Below are 18,433 nucleotides of genomic sequence, written 5' to 3'. Positions count from 1 at the left end.
CCGTCCTGGTAGTACTATTAGGACGGTTTCATTCTGTAAAAAGAAATTTGAATATTTAGTCGGAAAATGGAGGGATTAATTATGAAATTTTTTATTGATACAGCTAATTTAGACGAGATCCGCGAAGCCCATGACCTTGGATTACTTGCAGGTGTAACTACTAATCCATCATTAGTCGCTAGAGAAAAAGGTGTTTCTTTTCACGACCGCTTAAGAGAAATTACGGCACTTGTCCCTGGTTCTGTTAGTGCAGAAGTTATTGCACTTGATGCAGAAGGCATGATTCGAGAAGGCCGAGAGCTTGCAGCCATCGCTCCGAATATTACCGTAAAAGTTCCAATGACTCCAGATGGGTTAAAAGCGACTCATGCTTTTGCACAAGAAGGAATCAAAACAAACGTAACCCTCATTTTTAGTCCGAACCAGGCCTTACTTGCGGCAAGAGCTGGAGCCACCTATGTTTCTCCATTCCTAGGCAGATTAGATGATATCGGCCAAAACGGTTTAGATCTAATTTCAACGATTTCAGACATCTTCAACGTGCATGGCATTGAATCAGAAATCATTGCAGCCTCCATTCGTAATCCAATTCACGTCACAGAAGCAGCGTTACGAGGCGCTCATATTGCAACCATTCCATACAAAGTATTAATGGGATTATTCCATCATCCATTAACAGATAAAGGGATTGAAGGCTTCTTAAAAGATTGGAATTCCCGAACAGAAGCATAATTATTCCCATTTCGTGTAAATTTTTTTAATTGCCATACATGAAAATAAAAATTTGGTGTAAACTAAAGGATAGACAAGTTGTCGGATTTTGACTTTTAATGCAGGAAAAATATACCTAGAGCCTCATTTCGTAATAAGCGGATTGTACCGTTTGACTTACAGGGCTTAGAAGGGAGTCGAATATGGAAAAACTTAAAATTGCGGGTGGCTATCCGTTAAAGGGAACGGTTCGGATCAGCGGGGCGAAAAATAGTGCTGTTGCGTTAATCCCTGCAACCATTTTAGCGGAATCACCAGTGACAATTGAGGGATTGCCGGACATTTTAGACGTTGAAATCTTGAAGGACCTCCTTGAAGAAATCGGCGGTAACGTTCAGCTTTCTGATAACGAGATGACGGTTGACCCATCGACCATGATTTCCATGCCCCTGCCAAACGGGAAAGTAAAAAAGCTCCGTGCTTCTTATTACTTAATGGGTGCTATGCTTGGCCGTTTTAAAAAGGCAGTCATTGGCCTTCCTGGCGGATGCTATTTAGGTCCAAGACCGATTGATCAACATATTAAAGGTTTCGAAGCACTCGGGGCTCAAATTACCAATGAGCAGGGTGCGATTTATTTGCGTGCGGACGAGCTTCGCGGTGCCCGTATTTACCTTGATGTGGTCAGTGTGGGTGCGACCATTAATATCATGCTGGCAGCGGTTCGCGCCAAAGGGCGGACGGTCATTGAAAATGCGGCGAAAGAACCGGAAATCATTGATGTCGCGACATTGTTAACGAGTATGGGTGCGAAGATTAAAGGGGCTGGAACGGACGTCATTCGTATCGATGGTGTGGAAGCGCTTCATGGCTGCCGTCACACGATTATTCCAGACCGGATTGAAGCTGGCACGTATATGATTTTGGGGGCCGCAGTGGGCGAGGGTGTCCTCATCGACAACGTTATCCCGCAGCATTTAGAATCATTGATTGCCAAATTGCGAGAAATGGGTGTCCATGTGGAGTCTGGCGATGACCAAGTGTTTGTGGATGGGTCTTCGAAATTGAAGGCCGTCGATATCAAGACGCTCGTCTATCCTGGATTTCCGACCGACCTTCAGCAGCCATTTACCACCCTTTTGACAAGAGCGACCGGCTCAAGTGTCGTTACTGACACGATATACGGTGCCCGTTTCAAGCATATTGATGAACTGCGTAGAATGAACGGCAACATTAAGGTTGAAGGTCGTTCTGCCATCATCAATGGTCCAGTTCAATTGCAGGGGGCGAAAGTGAAGGCAAGTGATCTCAGGGCAGGAGCAGCACTGTTCATTGCAGGCCTGATGGCAGAGGGAATTACCGAAGTAACCGGGCTCGAGCACATTGACCGCGGCTACAGCGACCTCGTTGGAAAACTAAATGGACTCGGCGCCACAGTTTGGCGGGAAGCGTTAACGAAGGAAGAAGTAGAACAGATGAAAAATAATTGATTTTTACCATATGGATAAAGCTTAGGCGTTGACTATAAGCTACTGAAATTGAAGAGACATCTAAAGAGACTTAAGGGAGATGGAGACGATGGAAAGAAGTTTAACGATGGAGCTTGTCCGTGTTACAGAAGCCGCAGCACTTGCTTCAGCCCGCTGGATGGGCCGTGGGAAGAAAGATGAGGCAGACGGTGCAGCGACTTCGGCCATGCGTGATGTGTTTGACACCGTGCCAATGAAGGGGACTGTCGTAATCGGTGAAGGGGAAATGGATGAAGCACCGATGCTTTATATTGGCGAGAAACTAGGGACAGGCTATGGTCCGCGTGTTGACGTTGCGGTTGATCCGCTCGAAGGCACCAATATTTTAGCATCAGGCGGCTGGAATGCCTTAGCGGTTCTAGCGGTCGCAGACCATGGAAATCTTCTTCATGCTCCTGATATGTATATGGAAAAAATTGCGGTTGGCCCTGAAGCAGTCGGACATATTGATATCAATGCGTCTGTTCTTGATAACTTAAAAGCTGTGGCCAAAGCGAAGAATAAAGATATTGAGGATGTTGTGGCGACTGTCTTAAATCGTCCGCGTCATGAGCATATCATTGCCCAGCTTCGTGAGGCTGGCGCACGGATCAAATTGATTAACGATGGTGACGTGGCAGGTGCGATTAATACTGCCTTTGACAATACCGGCGTCGATATTCTCTTTGGCTCTGGCGGTGCTCCTGAAGGCGTTCTTTCAGCGGTGGCGTTAAAATGTCTTGGCGGTGAAATCATCGGAAAATTACTGCCGCAAAGTGATGCGGAACTCGAGCGCTGCATCAAAATGGGACTCGATGTTAATCGTGTCCTCCGGATGGAAGACCTGGTAAAAGGTGATGACGCTATTTTTGCTGCAACCGGGGTCACAGACGGCGAATTACTGCGCGGTGTTCAATTCAAAGGCTCATACGGCTCAACACACTCCATCGTCATGCGTGCCAAATCAGGCACCGTCCGCTTCGTCGAAGGCCGTCACAGCTTAAAGAAAAAACCAAACCTAGTGATTAAATAAATGGTGCCAAAAGTAAGGGTGCCTGACACCAATTGGGTGTCAGGCACCCTTCATGGCATCATCACTTAAATTACAGGCTGTGTTAGAACGCCCGCGAACCGCTCGCGCTTGGAACGGAAATCAAAAGACAAGTTTAATACTGCCAATAACTCCTATTACACTCCATTAGGGATTATCCTACAAGAAGAAATTCCCAATGAACGAAAATAGAAAAATAAGTTGATTAATTTTTTGCATAGAGGGTAAAATAGTAATTGTTTTATTATGCATTATATCTGCAATTCTATTCATTTCATTTCTACTTCTATCATTATTCCTCAACTCTCTTAATAACATCGGATTGAAAAAAATAAAAGTGTGGTGCACAAATGGAATTAACAATTTCAAGTTTAGAAAATATGAAGCTGAAGGAACTTTATGAGCTGGCACGCGAATACAAAGTGACCTACTACAGCAAATTAACAAAAAAAGAATTAATTTTTGCCATCCTGAAATCCCGCGCGGAACAGCAGGGATACTTTTTCATGGAAGGCGTCTTAGAAATTATCCAGTCAGAAGGATTTGGATTCCTACGACCAATCAATTACTCGCCAAGCTCAGAAGATATCTACATTTCTGCATCGCAAATCCGCCGCTTCGACCTTCGTAATGGGGATAAAGTTTCCGGTAAGGTACGACCTCCGAAAGAAAATGAGCGTTATTATGGACTATTGCACGTAGAAGCCGTGAACGGGGAAGATCCGGAATCGGCGAAGGAACGGGTATACTTCCCAGGCCTGACACCGCTTTATCCTAACCGCCAGATGAAATTGGAGACTAATCCAAAATATCTTTCGACAAGGATTATGGATGTCATCGCACCGGTTGGTTTTGGGCAGCGTGGATTGATCGTTGCACCTCCAAAGGCTGGTAAAACGATGCTCTTAAAAGAAATTGCCAACAGCATTACCACGAATCATCCGGAAGTCGAATTAATTATGCTGTTGATTGACGAACGTCCAGAGGAAGTAACCGATATTGAACGTTCGGTTGCTGGGGATGTGGTTAGTTCGACATTTGATGAAGTGCCGGAAAACCATATTAAAGTGGCGGAACTTGTACTCGACCGTGCGATGCGTTTGGTCGAACATAAGCGTGATGTGGTCATCCTGATGGATAGTATTACGCGTCTTGCGCGTGCCTATAACTTAGTAATTCCGCCAAGCGGCCGGACACTTTCCGGGGGGATTGACCCGGCAGCATTCCACCGTCCAAAGCGTTTCTTCGGGGCTGCCCGTAATATTGAAGAAGGCGGCAGCTTAACGATTCTAGCGACGGCGCTGGTCGATACCGGCTCACGGATGGATGACGTCATTTATGAAGAATTTAAAGGGACAGGTAATATGGAACTGCATCTCGATCGTTCGCTTGCAGAGCGCCGTATTTTCCCTGCGCTTGATATCCGCCGCTCAGGTACTCGTAAGGAAGAGCTTCTTATTCCGAAGGATCATTTGGATAAATTATGGGCCATCCGTAAATCCATGTCCGATTCACCCGATTTTGCGGAGCGTTTCTTGAAAAAATTACGCCAAACCAAGTCGAATGAGGAGTTCTTTGCCCAATTAGGGGAAGAGCTGAAATCGAGACGCTCGTAGCCTGCTTGACGGAGGGCTGGCAAATAAGCCGGACCTAGTTAACTTCGTAGAGGACAAGCCTGGTAGAGGGGCTTGGATAGGTTCCTTTTTAAAAAAAGAACCAACAAATCCCAACTTGCAAAAATAGGATGCCCTTGTTATAATGGGTGCAGTGTGTTTTTAGTATTTCAGTGCTTGTCTTCGGACAGGTGCTTTATATAACTCTGTTTCGAATGATTCAGGGCGGAAGGAGATGAAAAGAATGAAAGCAGGAATTCATCCAAATTATAAAACAGTAACGGTGTCATGTGCATGTGGTAATACATTTGAAACTGGTTCTGTTAAAAACGAAATTCGTGTTGAGACTTGTTCAGAATGTCATCCATTCTACACTGGTCGTCAAAAATTCGCTGAAGCTGGCGGACGTGTTGACCGTTTCAACAAGAAATATGGCATCAAAACTCAACAGCAACAATAATTGTAAAACAGTACAGGCAAGAAGCAACACTTACTTGCCTGTTTTTTATTTAAATAAATTCACTTTTTGAAATAGATTTTATGGTTTTGTTAGGAAGGAGACGCCGTTTTATGTATTTAATGAAGCAAAGCGGATGGGTTGAGGTTATCTGTGGCAGTATGTTTTCTGGAAAATCGGAGGAATTGATCCGCCGTGTGAGACGGGCTCAGTTCGCTAAACAAAAGATTGCTGTGTTTAAGCCGAAAATTGATAATCGCTATCACGATCAACAGGTTGTGTCCCATAATGGTTCTTCTTTTCATGCGAAGCCAATTGCTCATTCGATGGAGATTCTCCACCATGTGGAAGCCGATATCGATATTATTGCGATTGATGAGGTTCAGTTTTTTGATGAAGGAATTGTGCGGATTGTGCAGCAGCTGGCTGACAGCGGCCATCGTGTGGTTTGTGCCGGTCTGGATATGGATTTCCGCGGCGAGCCGTTTGGTCAGATGCCAGCGTTGATGGCCATTGCTGAATCAGTGACGAAGCTGCAGGCAGTCTGTTCGGTGTGCGGTTCACCATCAAGCCGAACGCAGCGCTTGATTGATGGACATCCAGCTTCTTACCATGACCCAGTCATCTTAGTGGGCGCCTCTGAAGCATACGAGCCACGCTGCCGCCATCACCACGAAGTCCCAAAGACTGCAGTCTCCCGGACAAGCATCGAGCAAGAAGCAACAAATTAGTATCAGGGTGTCGTCAGTTTTCATAATTAGTGCCTGACACCGTAAATGAGCTAAACACTATGATTAACTACAACTGTCTGAGAAGGGGATTCTCGGGCAGTTTTTTTGTTTGGTTAGGGATTGTGGTTTTTGGTTTTTGGTGTGATTTTTGGGCGTTGGCGGAATTGTTGGGTGGGTTGGCGAAAATGTCTTTGAGTTGGGCGAAATCTCGGGTGTGTTCGGCGAGGTTCCGATGGAGGTTGGCGAAATTCAGCACAGGTTCGGCGAAATCCCATTCAAATTCAGCCGAAATTTACTGCTTGGAAAGATTTCACTCGTCCAGTTGCAGCAAACTCCGGGCATGATAGTAATGGGAGGTGTAAGATGCAAAAGTTTTTGTTGTTTCTCTCATTATGTATGATGTTTTTAGTCAGCGGCTGTAATGGGAATGAAGGTGGGAATCATGGCAATGAAGCGGCATATGACCTTAAGAATGACCGGTCTGCACCAAATTATACGTCCAACCGTGACGGCAAAACGCCGGCAAATATGTCCAACCGCGGTGAAAATAAGCAGCGGACGGTGGAAGATGATATTACCAACCAAAATCCTAATTTCCTCAACTTGAATCGGACGGGGAGCGGCTCTGAAACGGGCGGCGGAAAAGACACAGGCGAAGATATCAACAAGGCAAAACAAGTGATTGCTAATTCAAAGGAATTTACGGCCGATTCGGTCTGGGTCAATGGTGACCGGATGTGGGTATCTGTTTATAAAAAGGGAATACAGTCTGAGCAGGGAAAAGTGAAGGCGGAGGCCCGGCTTCATCACAAACTAATTCAGGCTTTGCCGCGCTATAAAATAGAGGTACGCGTAAAGGAAGATCGTAGGTAGCATGCTCTGAATTTCAGGGCATGTTTTTTTAGTAGTATGACACACTGTCACTTTTTTGTTGACACGTGACACGGTGTCATATATAATCAGTTTATGACAAGATGTCACATGCGTATAGGAGCGAAGCAATGCCAAAACAAACCTACTTTCACTTACCGAAAGATAAGCAGGACAAATTAATTGAAGCGGCTAAAGAGGAATTCTCCAGAGTCCCATTACATGAAGCATCAATTGCAAATATCATCAAAAGTGCGGGAATTCCAAGAGGGAGCTTTTACCAATATTTTGAGGATAAAGAGGATATTTATTATTTCTTGTTGAACCAACTTGCGCAAAAAAATAGTGATCGATTTATTGGCATCCTTAAAGAAAAGAATGGGGATCTATTTGAGACCTTTATGGAGTCATTTCAATTTTTGATAACATTCCATAAAAATCAAGAACACCAAAACTTTTTTAAATATGCGTTTTTAAATATGAATTATAAAGTAGAGAAAACTTTCGCCAATCATGTTTATGAGCAAAATCAAAAAACTCAGTTTTTAAATACAGTCAGCCTCATCAATAGAGAAAATTTAAACGTCGAAAGTGATGAAGAACTACACCATATTTTAAAAATGATGGGTGCGGTAACCTTTCAAAATTTGATCCAAATGATTGTAAAGGAATGGACGGATGAAGAAGCGCTGAGGAATTATAGAGAGCAAATGGACTTACTAAAAAGAGGATTTTATAAAAAAGAATCTAAATAAAGGACAAGGGGATAGGATAGATGGATACAACATTACAACAAAGAAAACCGCCATATTTAATGATCGCTATTTTATTTATTGGGGCCATGGTTTCTTTTCTCAATAACTCACTTTTAAATGTAGCGCTGCCATCGATTATGGTGGACTTAAAAATAAAAGATTATTCAACGGTTCAGTGGTTATCGACAGGATATATGCTGGTCAGTGGGATATTAATTCCTGCATCTGCCTTTTTATTAACACGTTTTTCAAATCGTCGCTTATTTATTACATCGATGGCCATTTTCACCCTGGGGACTGCAGTGGCGGCCTTTGCGCCAAACTTTGGACTGCTGCTCACAGGGCGAATGATTCAAGCGGCGGGTTCTTCGGTCATGGGACCTTTATTAATGAATATTATGTTAGTAAGTTTTCCACGTGAACAGCGTGGGACGGCAATGGGTATTTTTGGATTAGTTATGATTACAGCCCCGGCAATTGGACCTACATTATCAGGTTACATTGTAGAGTACTATGACTGGCGCGTTCTTTTCGAAATGATTTTACCGTTAGCGGTCATTAGTTTATTATTGGCTGTTTGGAAACTTGGAAATGTAATGGAACAAAACAAAAGTGCAAAACTTGATTATATTTCTGTGGTATTATCTAGTATTGGATTTGGCGGTTTGCTATACGGCTTTAGTTCGGCGAGTTCAGATGGATGGACTGATACAATTGTGTTAACTACATTAATCGTGGGTGGGATCGCGCTCCTAGCCTTCATTGTTCGTCAATTAAAAATGAAAGAGCCATTATTAGATTTGCGTGTATACAAGTACCCAATGTTTGCACTTGGTTCGGTTATTGCGATTGTGAACGCAGTTGCCATGTTCTCTGGTATGATTTTAACACCGGCTTATGTTCAAAATGTACGGGGGATTTCACCACTTGATTCAGGTTTAATGATGCTGCCTGGTGCGATTGTGATGGGGATTATGATGCCAATTACAGGGAAACTGTTTGATAAATTTGGTCCTCGTATTCTAGCGGTAGTCGGACTTGTGGTTACAGCGATTTCAACTTACATGCTAGCAAACTTACAAATTGATTCTAGTTACTCCTATATTGTTCTAGTTTACACATTAAGGATGTTCGGTATGTCAATGGTCATGATGCCAATCATGACAAACGGGCTAAATCAATTACCAACACGCTTAAACCCACATGGGACAGCGATCAACAATACAGCGCAGCAAGTGTCTGGTTCGATTGGTACCGCTATTCTGATTACGATCATGAATTCTGTGACAAAAACAGAGGCTACCAGCTTAATGGCCGGGGTCGATCCGACAACGCTGACAGAAGCTTCTACTGCTCTATTAACTAAGCAAGCATTATTAGCTGGTATTCAATATTCATTTTATGTTACTCTTGCCATTAATATTGTCGCGCTTGTATTAGCCTTATTCGTTAAACGTGTGGATACAAGTGAAGCAGTGGTCAAACAGTTAGACCAGCAAGAAAACAACCAAATGAAGCCTGCAGCCCTTCAATAGTGACTTTTTTAGGCTGGCTTATCATAATGACGGTAAGCCAGTCTTTTATATTTTGATGCAAAAATCTCTTTTTTTAAAATATCTCCCTAGAATTTGGTTTTGACGGTTGTTTTCACCTATACTATAATTAGAATGTTATGGACAAAAAATTGAGGTGAATTGACTGTGTTTGATCGTCTTCAATCGGTGGAAGATCGCTATGATAAGTTGAATGAACTTTTGAGCGACCCAGAGATTATTAATGATTCAAAAAAACTACGTGATTATTCAAAAGAACAATCTGATATACAAGAAACAGTACAAACGTATCGTGAATATAAAGAGGCGCGCGCGCAGCTTCAGGATGCGAAAGCGATGCTGGATGAAAAGCTGGATGCTGAGATGCGTGAAATGGTGAAGGAAGAAGTTAACGAATTGGAAGCGCAAATCGTGGATTTGGAAGCGAAGATGAAGATCTTGTTGATTCCGAAGGATCCGAACGATGACAAAAACGTTATCTTTGAAATCCGCGGTGCAGCGGGCGGAGACGAGGCGGCTTTGTTTGCTGGAAATTTATATCGCATGTACAGCCGTTTTGCGGAAGCGCAAGGCTGGAAGATTGATGTACTTGATGCGAGCCCGACTGGTCTTGGCGGATACAAGGAAATCAGCTTTATGATTAACGGCCAGGGTGCTTATTCGAAATTGAAGTTTGAAAACGGCGCACACCGTGTGCAGCGTGTTCCGGAGACGGAATCAAGCGGCCGGATTCATACGTCAACGGCGACAGTGGTTTGTTTGCCTGAAGCAGAAGAGGTAGACGTAGAAATCAATGATAAAGATATCCGTTTTGATGCATTTGCATCGAGCGGCGCCGGCGGACAGTCCGTTAATACGACGATGTCAGCGGTTCGTTTAACGCATATTCCGACGGGGATTGTTGTTTCGATCCAAGATGAGAAATCGCAGCATAAGAATAAGGATAAGGCGATGAAGGTACTACGTGCCCGCATTTATGATAAGTACCAGCAGGAAGCACAAGCGGAGTATGATTCTGTGCGTAAATCAGCGGTTGGTACGGGTGATCGTTCAGAACGGATTCGCACGTACAACTTCCCGCAAAACCGGGTGACGGACCACCGCATCGGCTTAACGATTCAAAAGCTTGATCAAATTTTGGAAGGCAAGCTCGATGATATCATCGATGCGCTGATTATGGATGATCAAGCGCGCAGGCTGGAAGATTCCTCAAATGAGTAAAAAAGTATTCGAAGCTCTTGAATGGGCTTCTTCTTTTTTAGGTCCAGCGGGTAGGGATGCCAATGCGGGTGAGCTTTTGCTGCGCCATTTCACTGGGATGAGCCGGGCGCAGTTGTTTGCGAATATGCGTGATGAGTTAGCGCCGGGTGTGTGGGAGGATTTTGAACAAGCGGTTTTTGACCATGTGAAGGGTGTGCCGGTCCAGTATATTATCGGGACAGAGGAGTTTTACGGACGGCCGTTTCTTGTCAATGAAGAGGTACTGATTCCGAGACCGGAAACAGAAGAACTCGTCTACGGTGCCCTCCAACGCATCAAGCGGCTGTTTGGCGGCACGAAACAAGCCATCAAGCTGGCCGACATCGGAACCGGCAGCGGCGCCATCGCCATCACCATGAAACTGGAAGAAGCAGAACTTAGGGTGGTGTCAGGCACCAATAGAACTACGGAAGTAGGGTTAATGGTGTCAGGCACTGATATTGCGGAGGCGTCTTTGGCTGTGGCGCGGGAGAATGCGGAGCGGCTTGGGGCTGAGGTGGAGTTTTTGCAGGGGGATTTGCTGGGGCCGTTTTTGGAGAGTGGGACCCGGTTTGATGTGGTTCTCTCGAATCCGCCTTATATTCCGCTCGGGGATATCACGACGATGTCGGAGGTTGTGACGGAGCATGAGCCGCACCGGGCATTGTTTGCGGGGACGGATGGCTTGGATTTTTACCGCCGCTTTATGGTTGAGCTGCCGCAAGTGTTGGAAACGCGTGCGCTGGTTGGTTTCGAGATTGGGGCCGGTCAGGGCGAAGCGGTAGCGGAGCTTTTGCGAAAGGCCTTTGAAGGCTCGAAAGTGGAGATCGTGAATGATATTAATGGCAGGGATCGGATGGTGTTTGCGGAGATTGGCTTCGGGGCTTAGGCTCCGAAGCCTTTTTTTAGGTCATGAAAATTGCCTACACGAATCACATAAATATATTAAAATTTAATAGTTTAAGATTCTGGCATTTTGTCCAAAATGAAGATATCGAAGGGACGGTGCTAGAATTGAAAAGTAAAATGATTGTTTGGGGATATCTTATCGTTTTATCATTAGGAACGATGTTGAATTTATATATGCCAAAGACGGAAGCAGCTCAGAAGGAATCCATTGTGATTCCCGGGGAAGCGATTCGGCTCAGAATTCTAGCGAATAGTGATTTTGAAAAGGATCAAGCGATTAAGCGGAAGGTACGCGATGCAGTGAATGCGCAGATTACACTGTGGGTACAGGATTTAACGTCGATGGAAGAGGCAAGAAAGGTCATTAATGCGAAGCTTCCTGAGATTCAAACCATTTCGGAAAAGGTGGTTCGTGACCAAGGGTCGACGCAGTCGGTGAAAGTCGAATTTGGTAAGGTTCAGTTTCCAACGAAATTATATGGTCAATTTTTATACCCAGCAGGAGAATATCAAGCGATTTTAATTACATTAGGTGAAGGTGAAGGTGCGAACTGGTGGTGCGTGCTTTATCCTCCATTATGCTTCCTTGACTTTTCAAATGGTGTAGCTGTAAGTGATGGGTTTGAAGAGAAGAAGGCAAAAGCAAAAACAGTGAAAGCAAAAACAGTGAAAGCGGAAAAGCCGCAGGCAAAGGTGGAAAAGGGGAAAGAAAAGGCAAACGAGACGGATGATGAAGAAAAAGTGGTCGTGGTTAAGGATGAGTCGGTGAGTAAAGTGGCTAAGGTGAACGAGGAAACCGTGGTAAAGGAAGAAAAAGCGGCTGTGCAGCACGAACCTGTTGCAGAGAAGAAAGAAAAAGTTGTTGAGAAAAAAGATCAAGTCGTGAAAAAGCCGGAAAGGCTGATTGAAAAAGAGAAGCCTGTGTTCAATGAGATTATGATTGAGGACGAGGGAGAGTCAGTGGAAGTGGCTAAGAAGGAAGCGCCTGTGTATACTTCCGAAGATGAAAAGCCGGTAGAAGTGAAGTTTTTCGTAGTAGAGATGTGGGAGAAGATGTTTAACTAGACCAGTTCCAATCGAGGAACTGGTTTTTTGTGTTATGAATAAATTTACTAGATTCCTGAATCTAGCGGTTCTATTTGTTCTAGTTCATCCATATTCATAGAGTAGAATCTTAAAAAGAGGTGGATGATTGGATGCAGGCATTGATTCGCAGGGCTAAAAAAGAGGACTTGGGCATTTTACAGGCGTTTTTATCGAGGGCGGGGCTGGGGACGGATGGATTAAATGACGACTCGATTGACTATTTTCTGCTGTTAGAGAATGAAGATGGAACATTAAAGGGGACGCTTGGGATGGAGGCGTACACGGAATTTGGACTATTGCGTTCCCTTGTGGTGGCACCTGGACAAGCGGAGAAGGAAATCTTCATCCTGTTTGATCAAATGGTCCAATTGGCGAATGAAAAGGGGATGAAAGATTTGTTTTTGGCAACAAATAAGAGTGTGGCTTTACCGTTTTTTGAGTTAATGGGCTTTCAGAGAGTTGAACGGGAGGAATTACCTAGCGAATTTTATCAGTCAGAACATATTCGACACGTTTTAAATGTGGATAACTCATTATTTTTAAAATTTTCATTGTAATTGTGGATATATCCACAAAGTTATCCACTTTTTCACGGAAGTTGTGCACAATTTGTGGATAAGGCTTGTATTTATACACAGCTTCTTTTATACTTTCAAACGTATTAAGTGAAAAATATGAGTCTAGGTGACTAAATTCGCCAAATTTCGCTAGTAGACTCGCTTGAGATAAAGGTGGATAACTATGAACACGAAAGTTTGGAAAGTGGATAAATATGTGGATAAACTTGAAAATAATCCACAAGTTGTGGATGCAGCGAATTTTTTAAGGGATAACGAAGTGGTCGCTTTGCCGACGGAGACAGTCTATGGCCTGGGCGGGAATGCGAAAAGTGATGCGGCAGTGGAAAAGATTTTTGCCGCGAAAGGCAGACCGAGTGATAATCCACTGATTATCCACATTGCGGAAAAAAATCAGTTGAGTGAGTTTGTGGCTGAGGTACCGGAGAAAGCGGAGCGATTAATAGAAGGTTTTTGGCCGGGCCCGTTGACGATTATTTTTAAAAAGAAAGAGGGCGTCCTTTCGGAAACAGCAACAGCAGGCTTAGCGACGGTTGCGGTCAGGATGCCTGACCACCCTGTTGCGCTGGCGCTGTTGAAAAGTTGTGGATTGCCGATTGCGGCGCCGAGTGCGAACAGTTCGGGCAAGCCGAGTCCAACGACCGCGGATCATGTTTTGGACGACTTAAATGGAAAAATTGCTGGTGTGATTGACGGCGGTGCCACAGGAATTGGCGTGGAATCAACAGTGGTTGATTGTACGGAGTCCATACCGGTGATTTTGCGGCCAGGCGGGGTAACGAAAGAACAACTCGAATCCGTTGTGGGTGTGGTTCATGTCGATGCTGCGTTAACCGATGAAGCGGCACGGCCGAAGGCACCAGGTATGAAATACCGTCACTACGCCCCGAATGCCCCACTTTTTATGGTGTCAGGCACCACGGAATTTCTTCAAGGTTTAGTAGAAGAAAAGCGGCAGGAAGGGTTGCGGGTCGGAGTGCTGACGACGGAAGAGAATGCCCGGTTGTTCGAGGCTGATGTGGTGCTTGCGTGCGGGAAGCGAGCAGAGCTGGAAACAGTGGCCGCCGCACTTTATGACACGTTACGAAGATTTAATCAGGAAAAGGTCGACGTTATTTTTAGTGAAATCTTTCCGAACGCAGGTGTCGGACATGCCATCATGAACCGCCTTCAGAAAGCTGCGGGAAATAAATTGATTACAGAATAACACAGCCACCAGGTTCTCTCTTAATAGGGGACTGGTGGTTTTTTGGTGTCTTTTTTGGGGTGTCATTTTTGGTGTCAGGCACCATTAATCATATGAAGACGATGGAAAGGGTGTCAGGCACCATATGTGACGAAGGTTCCGCTTTCCCAGCTTGACTTCTAAATTTGTTTGGACGTGCATATGCTTAGTTTAGTTAGTCCAAGGGGGCGGAGTCCGAATGTCTGAGATGATTAGTGAATTGATAACTTTGATGTTAATGGCGTTTGCGCTAGGGATGGATGCATTTTCAGTCGGGCTTGGCATGGGAATGTACAAACTTCGGCTTAAGAAAATATTCAATATCGGCCTAACAATAGGCCTGTTCCACGTTTGGATGCCGCTTTTAGGGTTGCTTGCTGGGAAATTTTTATCGGATAAGTTTGGTGCGTTTGCTACCTTTATCGGCGGTTTTCTGCTGATTTTGCTCGGTATACAAATGGTCTGGTCAACCCTTAAAAAGGGGGACGAGAAGGTCATTTCCCCGGTTGGCTTTGGCTTGTTGATCTTTGCCTTGAGTGTAAGTCTGGATAGTTTTTCTGTTGGCCTTACTTTAGGTATTTATGGTGCGAAGACAATCATGGTGATTATCTGTTTTGGCATCATGGCAACCGTGCAAACATGGTTAGGATTACTGCTCGGCCGAAAGATGCAGGGCTGGGTGGGGGCCTATAGTGAAGCGCTTGGCGGCGCGATTCTCCTTGCGTTTGGGATAAAGCTGCTTGCTCCGTTCTTGTAAGGAGGAAATCCTTTGTGTACCTATGGTAAAATCATTACATAAGAATCATGCAAAAAGGAGGCACACACATTGCAGCGCATTTTATTTGTATGCACAGGAAATACCTGTAGAAGTCCAATGGCGGAAGCGATTTTGAAAAATAAACAAATGGACGAGATTGAAGTGAGGTCCGCAGGAATCTATGCAGCGAACGGTAGTGAGGCATCCACACATGCGAAAAAGGTGCTCGAGGACAATGGGATCGCGCATAATCACCGTTCCAGCTTGTTAACCGGTGTCGAAGTCAATTGGGCCGACCTCATCCTCACTATGACGTCTTCACACAAGATGGCGATTCTCCAGCAATACCCAGAGGTGAGCCATAAGGTCTTTACCTTAAAGGAATACAGCGGGGAAGGCTTCAATTCAGATGTGGTCGATCCTTATGGCGGCTCCCTGGCGATGTATGAGCAAACCTTTCGTGAACTAGATGAATTAATTGACAAGGCCATTGGAAAACTAAAGTAATACTTGATGGAATGCTCTCTTTCTTTAGAAGAGGGCTTTTATTTTTGAACAGGGAACTTTCTATTTCAGCGAGGGTATGTCAAAATAAATCAGGAGAGCGGAAGTGTCCATTTGTTGTTGGGCCTGCGCTGGGACATACATAATAGCAAAAGGAAAACAGGAGGGATTTTTCATGAAAGTAGCTTTAGCATCAGACCATGGCGGGGTTAATCTTCGCAAAGAAATTGCCAGCCTACTCGTAGAGCTGGGCATTGAATACCAAGATTTTGGCTGTGAGTGTGAAACTTCGGTCGATTATCCTGATTATGCACTGCCGGTCGCTGAAAAAGTGGCGAAGGGTGAATTTGACCGCGGCATCCTGATTTGTGGGACGGGGATTGGCATGAGCATTGCGGCCAACAAGGTAAAAGGAATTCGCTGTGCATTGGTTCATGATACTTTTAGTGCGAAAGCAACGCGTGCCCATAATGATTCCAATATCTTAGCGATGGGCGAACGCGTCATTGGTCCTGGCTTGGCCCGTGATATTGCCCAAGTTTGGCTGACCGGTGAATTCGAAGGCGGCCGCCATGCTGGCCGGGTCGGTAAAATTGGCGAATACGAGGATAAGCACCTTTAATTCACTTAGATCAAGAGTCGAACGCGAAATCTGTTAGGGGGTAAGGCTTATGATTCAAGAAAGTGAAAAAGAGCTGGAAGCAGTTTTAGCAGAATTCAAAGAACAGGCCAATTTGAGACCGGGACAGCTGCTTGTGGTCGGCTGCAGTACCAGTGAAGTGATTGGGGAGCGAATTGGAACCTCTGGGACAGTCGAAGTCGCGGAAATGATTTTTCGCGGCTTGAAAAAACTTCAAGTGGACACAGGGATTGATCTGGCGTTCCAGTGCTGTGAGCATTTAAATCGAGCCTTGGTTGTTGAACGGACGGTGGCAGATGCAAAACGCTTTGATGAGGTCTCGGTTGTCCCTGTCCGAAAAGCAGGCGGGGCAATGGCAACCTATGCCTTTGGGGAGCTGGAAGATGCAGTCGTGGTGGAGTTTGTGAAGGCAGATGCCGGAATCGACATTGGCAATACCTTGATTGGCATGCACCTAAAACATGTAGCCGTGCCTGTCCGCGTGACCCAAAAAAAGATTGGACAAGCACATGTAACGCTCGCCAAAGTACGTCCGAAACTAATTGGCGGGGCGCGCGCTGTCTATGAGCGCAATCAAGAAAACTCAAGCTGTTCATAAAAGACATAGGTGTCAGGCACCATCATTCAAGCTTTTATATACGATGGCAAATTATGATAGAATAATTAGTATATTGCTGAAAACACGAACGTTACTGTTAGAAAAAATATTTTTATTCGTAAAATAAGGTTGGAGTGCATAGAAACGCTCGCTTTGGGTGAAAAAAATAATTAAAATACGAAAAATGTTTCTCTTTTAATTTATGAGTGTTTCATGCTAAAATAAAAAAGAATTTTTGAAAATGTAAATAGTAGTCACTCACATACAAGGGGGATTTTTTGTCATGAAGCATTTGCCTCAAGCGGATGAACAGGTTTTTCAAGCGATTCAAAAAGAATTAGGTCGTCAACGCTCTAAGATTGAATTAATTGCCTCAGAAAACTTTGTTAGCGAAGCAGTCATGGAAGCACAAGGCTCTGTGTTAACGAACAAATATGCAGAAGGCTATCCTAACCGTCGTTATTATGGCGGCTGTGAATATGTCGATATTGTTGAAGATTTGGCCCGCGACCGTGCGAAGGAAATTTTCGGTGCGGAATATGTGAACGTGCAGCCGCACTCAGGTGCCCAAGCCAATATGGCAGTATACTTCACGGTGCTTGAGCAAGGCGACACGGTTCTTGGAATGAACTTATCCCACGGCGGTCACTTAACACACGGCAGTCCGGTTAACTTCAGTGGTGTTCAGTATAACTTTGTTGAATATGGCGTAGATGAAAAAACTCAACGCATCAACTATGATGATGTTCGTGCCAAAGCACTTGAACACAAGCCAAAGATGATTGTTGCTGGGGCAAGTGCCTACCCGCGTGCGATTGATTTCGCGAAGTTCCGCGAGATTGCTGATGAAGTCGGCGCGTACTTAATGGTTGATATGGCGCACATCGCCGGCCTTGTTGCGGCAGGTTTGCACCAAAACCCAGTTCCATATGCAGATTTCGTGACTACAACAACGCATAAAACATTGCGCGGTCCACGCGGCGGGATGATCCTTTGCAAAGAGGAATTTGGCAAGAAGATTGATAAATCTATCTTCCCTGGAATCCAAGGCGGTCCATTGATGCATGTCATCGCAGCTAAAGCCGTTGCGTTTGGCGAAGCACTTCAAGACAGCTTTAAAGATTATGCAAGCCAAATTATTGCCAACGCTCAGCGACTGGCTGATAGTCTTCAAAAGGAAGGCTTGCAGTTAGTTTCCGGCGGTACGGACAACCACCTTTTATTAGTGGACGTAACGACGCTTGGATTAACTGGCAAGGTTGCTGAAAAGGTCCTTGATGAAGTTGGAATCACAGTGAATAAAAACACGATTCCATTTGATCAACAAAGCCCGTTCGTAACAAGCGGTATCCGTATCGGAACGGCGGCAGTTACAAGCCGTGGCTTTGCGGAAGCAGAAATGGACGAAATTGCTTCAATTATCGCGTTTACTTTGAAAAATCATGAAGATGAAGCAAAGCTTGAGGAAGCGGCGGGACGTGTCGAAGCTTTAACAGGCAAATTTACCCTATATCCGGAATATTAAACATCTAAGAATCGGCCTCCTAGCAGGCCGATTTTTTTTGAAAAATCTAACTAGTTATTCTGATTTGCTCATTGGATTGTTTTTCTGTAAAATGAGACGAAGTGTTTGTTAATTTAATAAAAG

The 18,433-nt window shown here is 44.6% G+C and carries 19 protein-coding genes; all 19 read left to right on the top strand.

All coding sequences use genetic code 11. The features are described 5' to 3' along the window. Positions 1-81 precede the first annotated feature (81 nt). The 19 genes from fsa (at position 82) to glyA (ending at position 18,310) form a co-directional block, all read left to right on the top strand. Positions 82-732: a fructose-6-phosphate aldolase gene (gene fsa / locus ACE198_RS02580; RefSeq protein WP_251459557.1), complete on the top strand. Its 651-nt coding sequence runs from the start codon at positions 82-84 to the stop codon at positions 730-732. Between the two features lie 182 nt (positions 733-914). Further along, the gene (locus tag ACE198_RS02575) at positions 915-2,201 is read left to right on the top strand and encodes a UDP-N-acetylglucosamine 1-carboxyvinyltransferase (protein WP_375374616.1); all 1,287 of its coding nucleotides are present in this window, start codon (positions 915-917) and stop codon (positions 2,199-2,201) included. 88 nt (positions 2,202-2,289) lie between these two features. After that, positions 2,290-3,252 carry a class II fructose-bisphosphatase gene (gene glpX, locus ACE198_RS02570; protein ID WP_026568197.1) on the top strand — a complete coding sequence of 321 codons (963 nt, stop codon included), beginning with the start codon at positions 2,290-2,292 and terminating at the stop codon, positions 3,250-3,252. 368 nt (positions 3,253-3,620) lie between these two features. Further along, entirely contained in the window at positions 3,621-4,886 is a 1,266-nt protein-coding gene (gene rho / locus ACE198_RS02565) for a transcription termination factor Rho (RefSeq protein WP_375374615.1), read from the top strand. 241 nt (positions 4,887-5,127) lie between these two features. Beyond that, positions 5,128-5,343 (top strand): 50S ribosomal protein L31, encoded by a 216-nt coding sequence (gene rpmE / locus ACE198_RS02560; protein WP_026568199.1) that lies wholly within the window; start codon positions 5,128-5,130, stop codon positions 5,341-5,343. 110 nt (positions 5,344-5,453) lie between these two features. Continuing rightward, a complete protein-coding gene (locus tag ACE198_RS02555; protein WP_375374713.1) occupies positions 5,454-6,071 on the top strand; it encodes a thymidine kinase in 618 nt (205 codons plus the stop codon). A gap of 363 nt (positions 6,072-6,434) precedes the next feature. Then, complete coding sequence (locus ACE198_RS02550; RefSeq protein WP_375374614.1) at positions 6,435-6,944, top strand: hypothetical protein; 510 nt, start codon at positions 6,435-6,437, stop codon at positions 6,942-6,944. A 128-nt stretch (positions 6,945-7,072) separates the two neighbouring features. Next, positions 7,073-7,696, top strand: coding sequence for a TetR/AcrR family transcriptional regulator (locus tag ACE198_RS02545; protein ID WP_098571539.1), 624 nt, complete (start codon positions 7,073-7,075; stop codon positions 7,694-7,696). 20 nt (positions 7,697-7,716) lie between these two features. Further along, the gene (locus ACE198_RS02540) at positions 7,717-9,231 is read left to right on the top strand and encodes a DHA2 family efflux MFS transporter permease subunit (RefSeq protein WP_375374613.1); all 1,515 of its coding nucleotides are present in this window, start codon (positions 7,717-7,719) and stop codon (positions 9,229-9,231) included. Positions 9,232-9,396: 165 nt separating this feature from the next. Next, entirely contained in the window at positions 9,397-10,470 is a 1,074-nt protein-coding gene (gene prfA, locus ACE198_RS02535) for a peptide chain release factor 1 (RefSeq protein ID WP_375374612.1), read from the top strand. Next, a complete protein-coding gene (gene prmC, locus ACE198_RS02530; protein ID WP_375374611.1) occupies positions 10,463-11,377 on the top strand; it encodes a peptide chain release factor N(5)-glutamine methyltransferase in 915 nt (304 codons plus the stop codon). Before prfA ends, prmC begins: the two co-directional genes overlap by 8 nt. 125 nt (positions 11,378-11,502) lie before the next feature. Further along, complete coding sequence (gene spoIIR, locus ACE198_RS02525) at positions 11,503-12,462, top strand: stage II sporulation protein R (protein ID WP_375374610.1); 960 nt, start codon at positions 11,503-11,505, stop codon at positions 12,460-12,462. Positions 12,463-12,593: 131 nt separating this feature from the next. Continuing rightward, a complete protein-coding gene (locus tag ACE198_RS02520) occupies positions 12,594-13,040 on the top strand; it encodes a GNAT family N-acetyltransferase (protein ID WP_375374609.1) in 447 nt (148 codons plus the stop codon). A 184-nt stretch (positions 13,041-13,224) separates the two neighbouring features. Next, the gene (locus ACE198_RS02515; protein WP_375374608.1) at positions 13,225-14,268 is read left to right on the top strand and encodes an L-threonylcarbamoyladenylate synthase; all 1,044 of its coding nucleotides are present in this window, start codon (positions 13,225-13,227) and stop codon (positions 14,266-14,268) included. Between the two features lie 217 nt (positions 14,269-14,485). Next, positions 14,486-15,043 carry a manganese efflux pump MntP gene (locus ACE198_RS02510; RefSeq protein WP_375374607.1) on the top strand — a complete coding sequence of 186 codons (558 nt, stop codon included), beginning with the start codon at positions 14,486-14,488 and terminating at the stop codon, positions 15,041-15,043. 69 nt (positions 15,044-15,112) lie between these two features. Further along, positions 15,113-15,550, top strand: a complete 438-nt coding sequence (locus ACE198_RS02505) for a low molecular weight protein arginine phosphatase (protein ID WP_375374606.1) — start codon at positions 15,113-15,115, stop codon at positions 15,548-15,550. Positions 15,551-15,722: 172 nt separating this feature from the next. Continuing rightward, entirely contained in the window at positions 15,723-16,169 is a 447-nt protein-coding gene (gene rpiB / locus ACE198_RS02500) for a ribose 5-phosphate isomerase B (protein WP_098571531.1), read from the top strand. A gap of 49 nt (positions 16,170-16,218) precedes the next feature. Then, the gene (locus tag ACE198_RS02495) at positions 16,219-16,785 is read left to right on the top strand and encodes a TIGR01440 family protein (protein ID WP_375374605.1); all 567 of its coding nucleotides are present in this window, start codon (positions 16,219-16,221) and stop codon (positions 16,783-16,785) included. A 283-nt stretch (positions 16,786-17,068) separates the two neighbouring features. Beyond that, entirely contained in the window at positions 17,069-18,310 is a 1,242-nt protein-coding gene (gene glyA / locus ACE198_RS02490; RefSeq protein WP_375374604.1) for a serine hydroxymethyltransferase, read from the top strand. Positions 18,311-18,433 lie beyond the last annotated feature (123 nt).

It is taken from the genome of Neobacillus sp. KR4-4 (assembly GCF_042136325.1).
In the GTDB taxonomy this organism is placed as follows: domain Bacteria; phylum Bacillota; class Bacilli; order Bacillales; family Cytobacillaceae; genus Neobacillus.
Note: the sequence above shows the minus strand (reverse complement) of the source record. Positions and strands in the feature narration are given on the sequence as shown.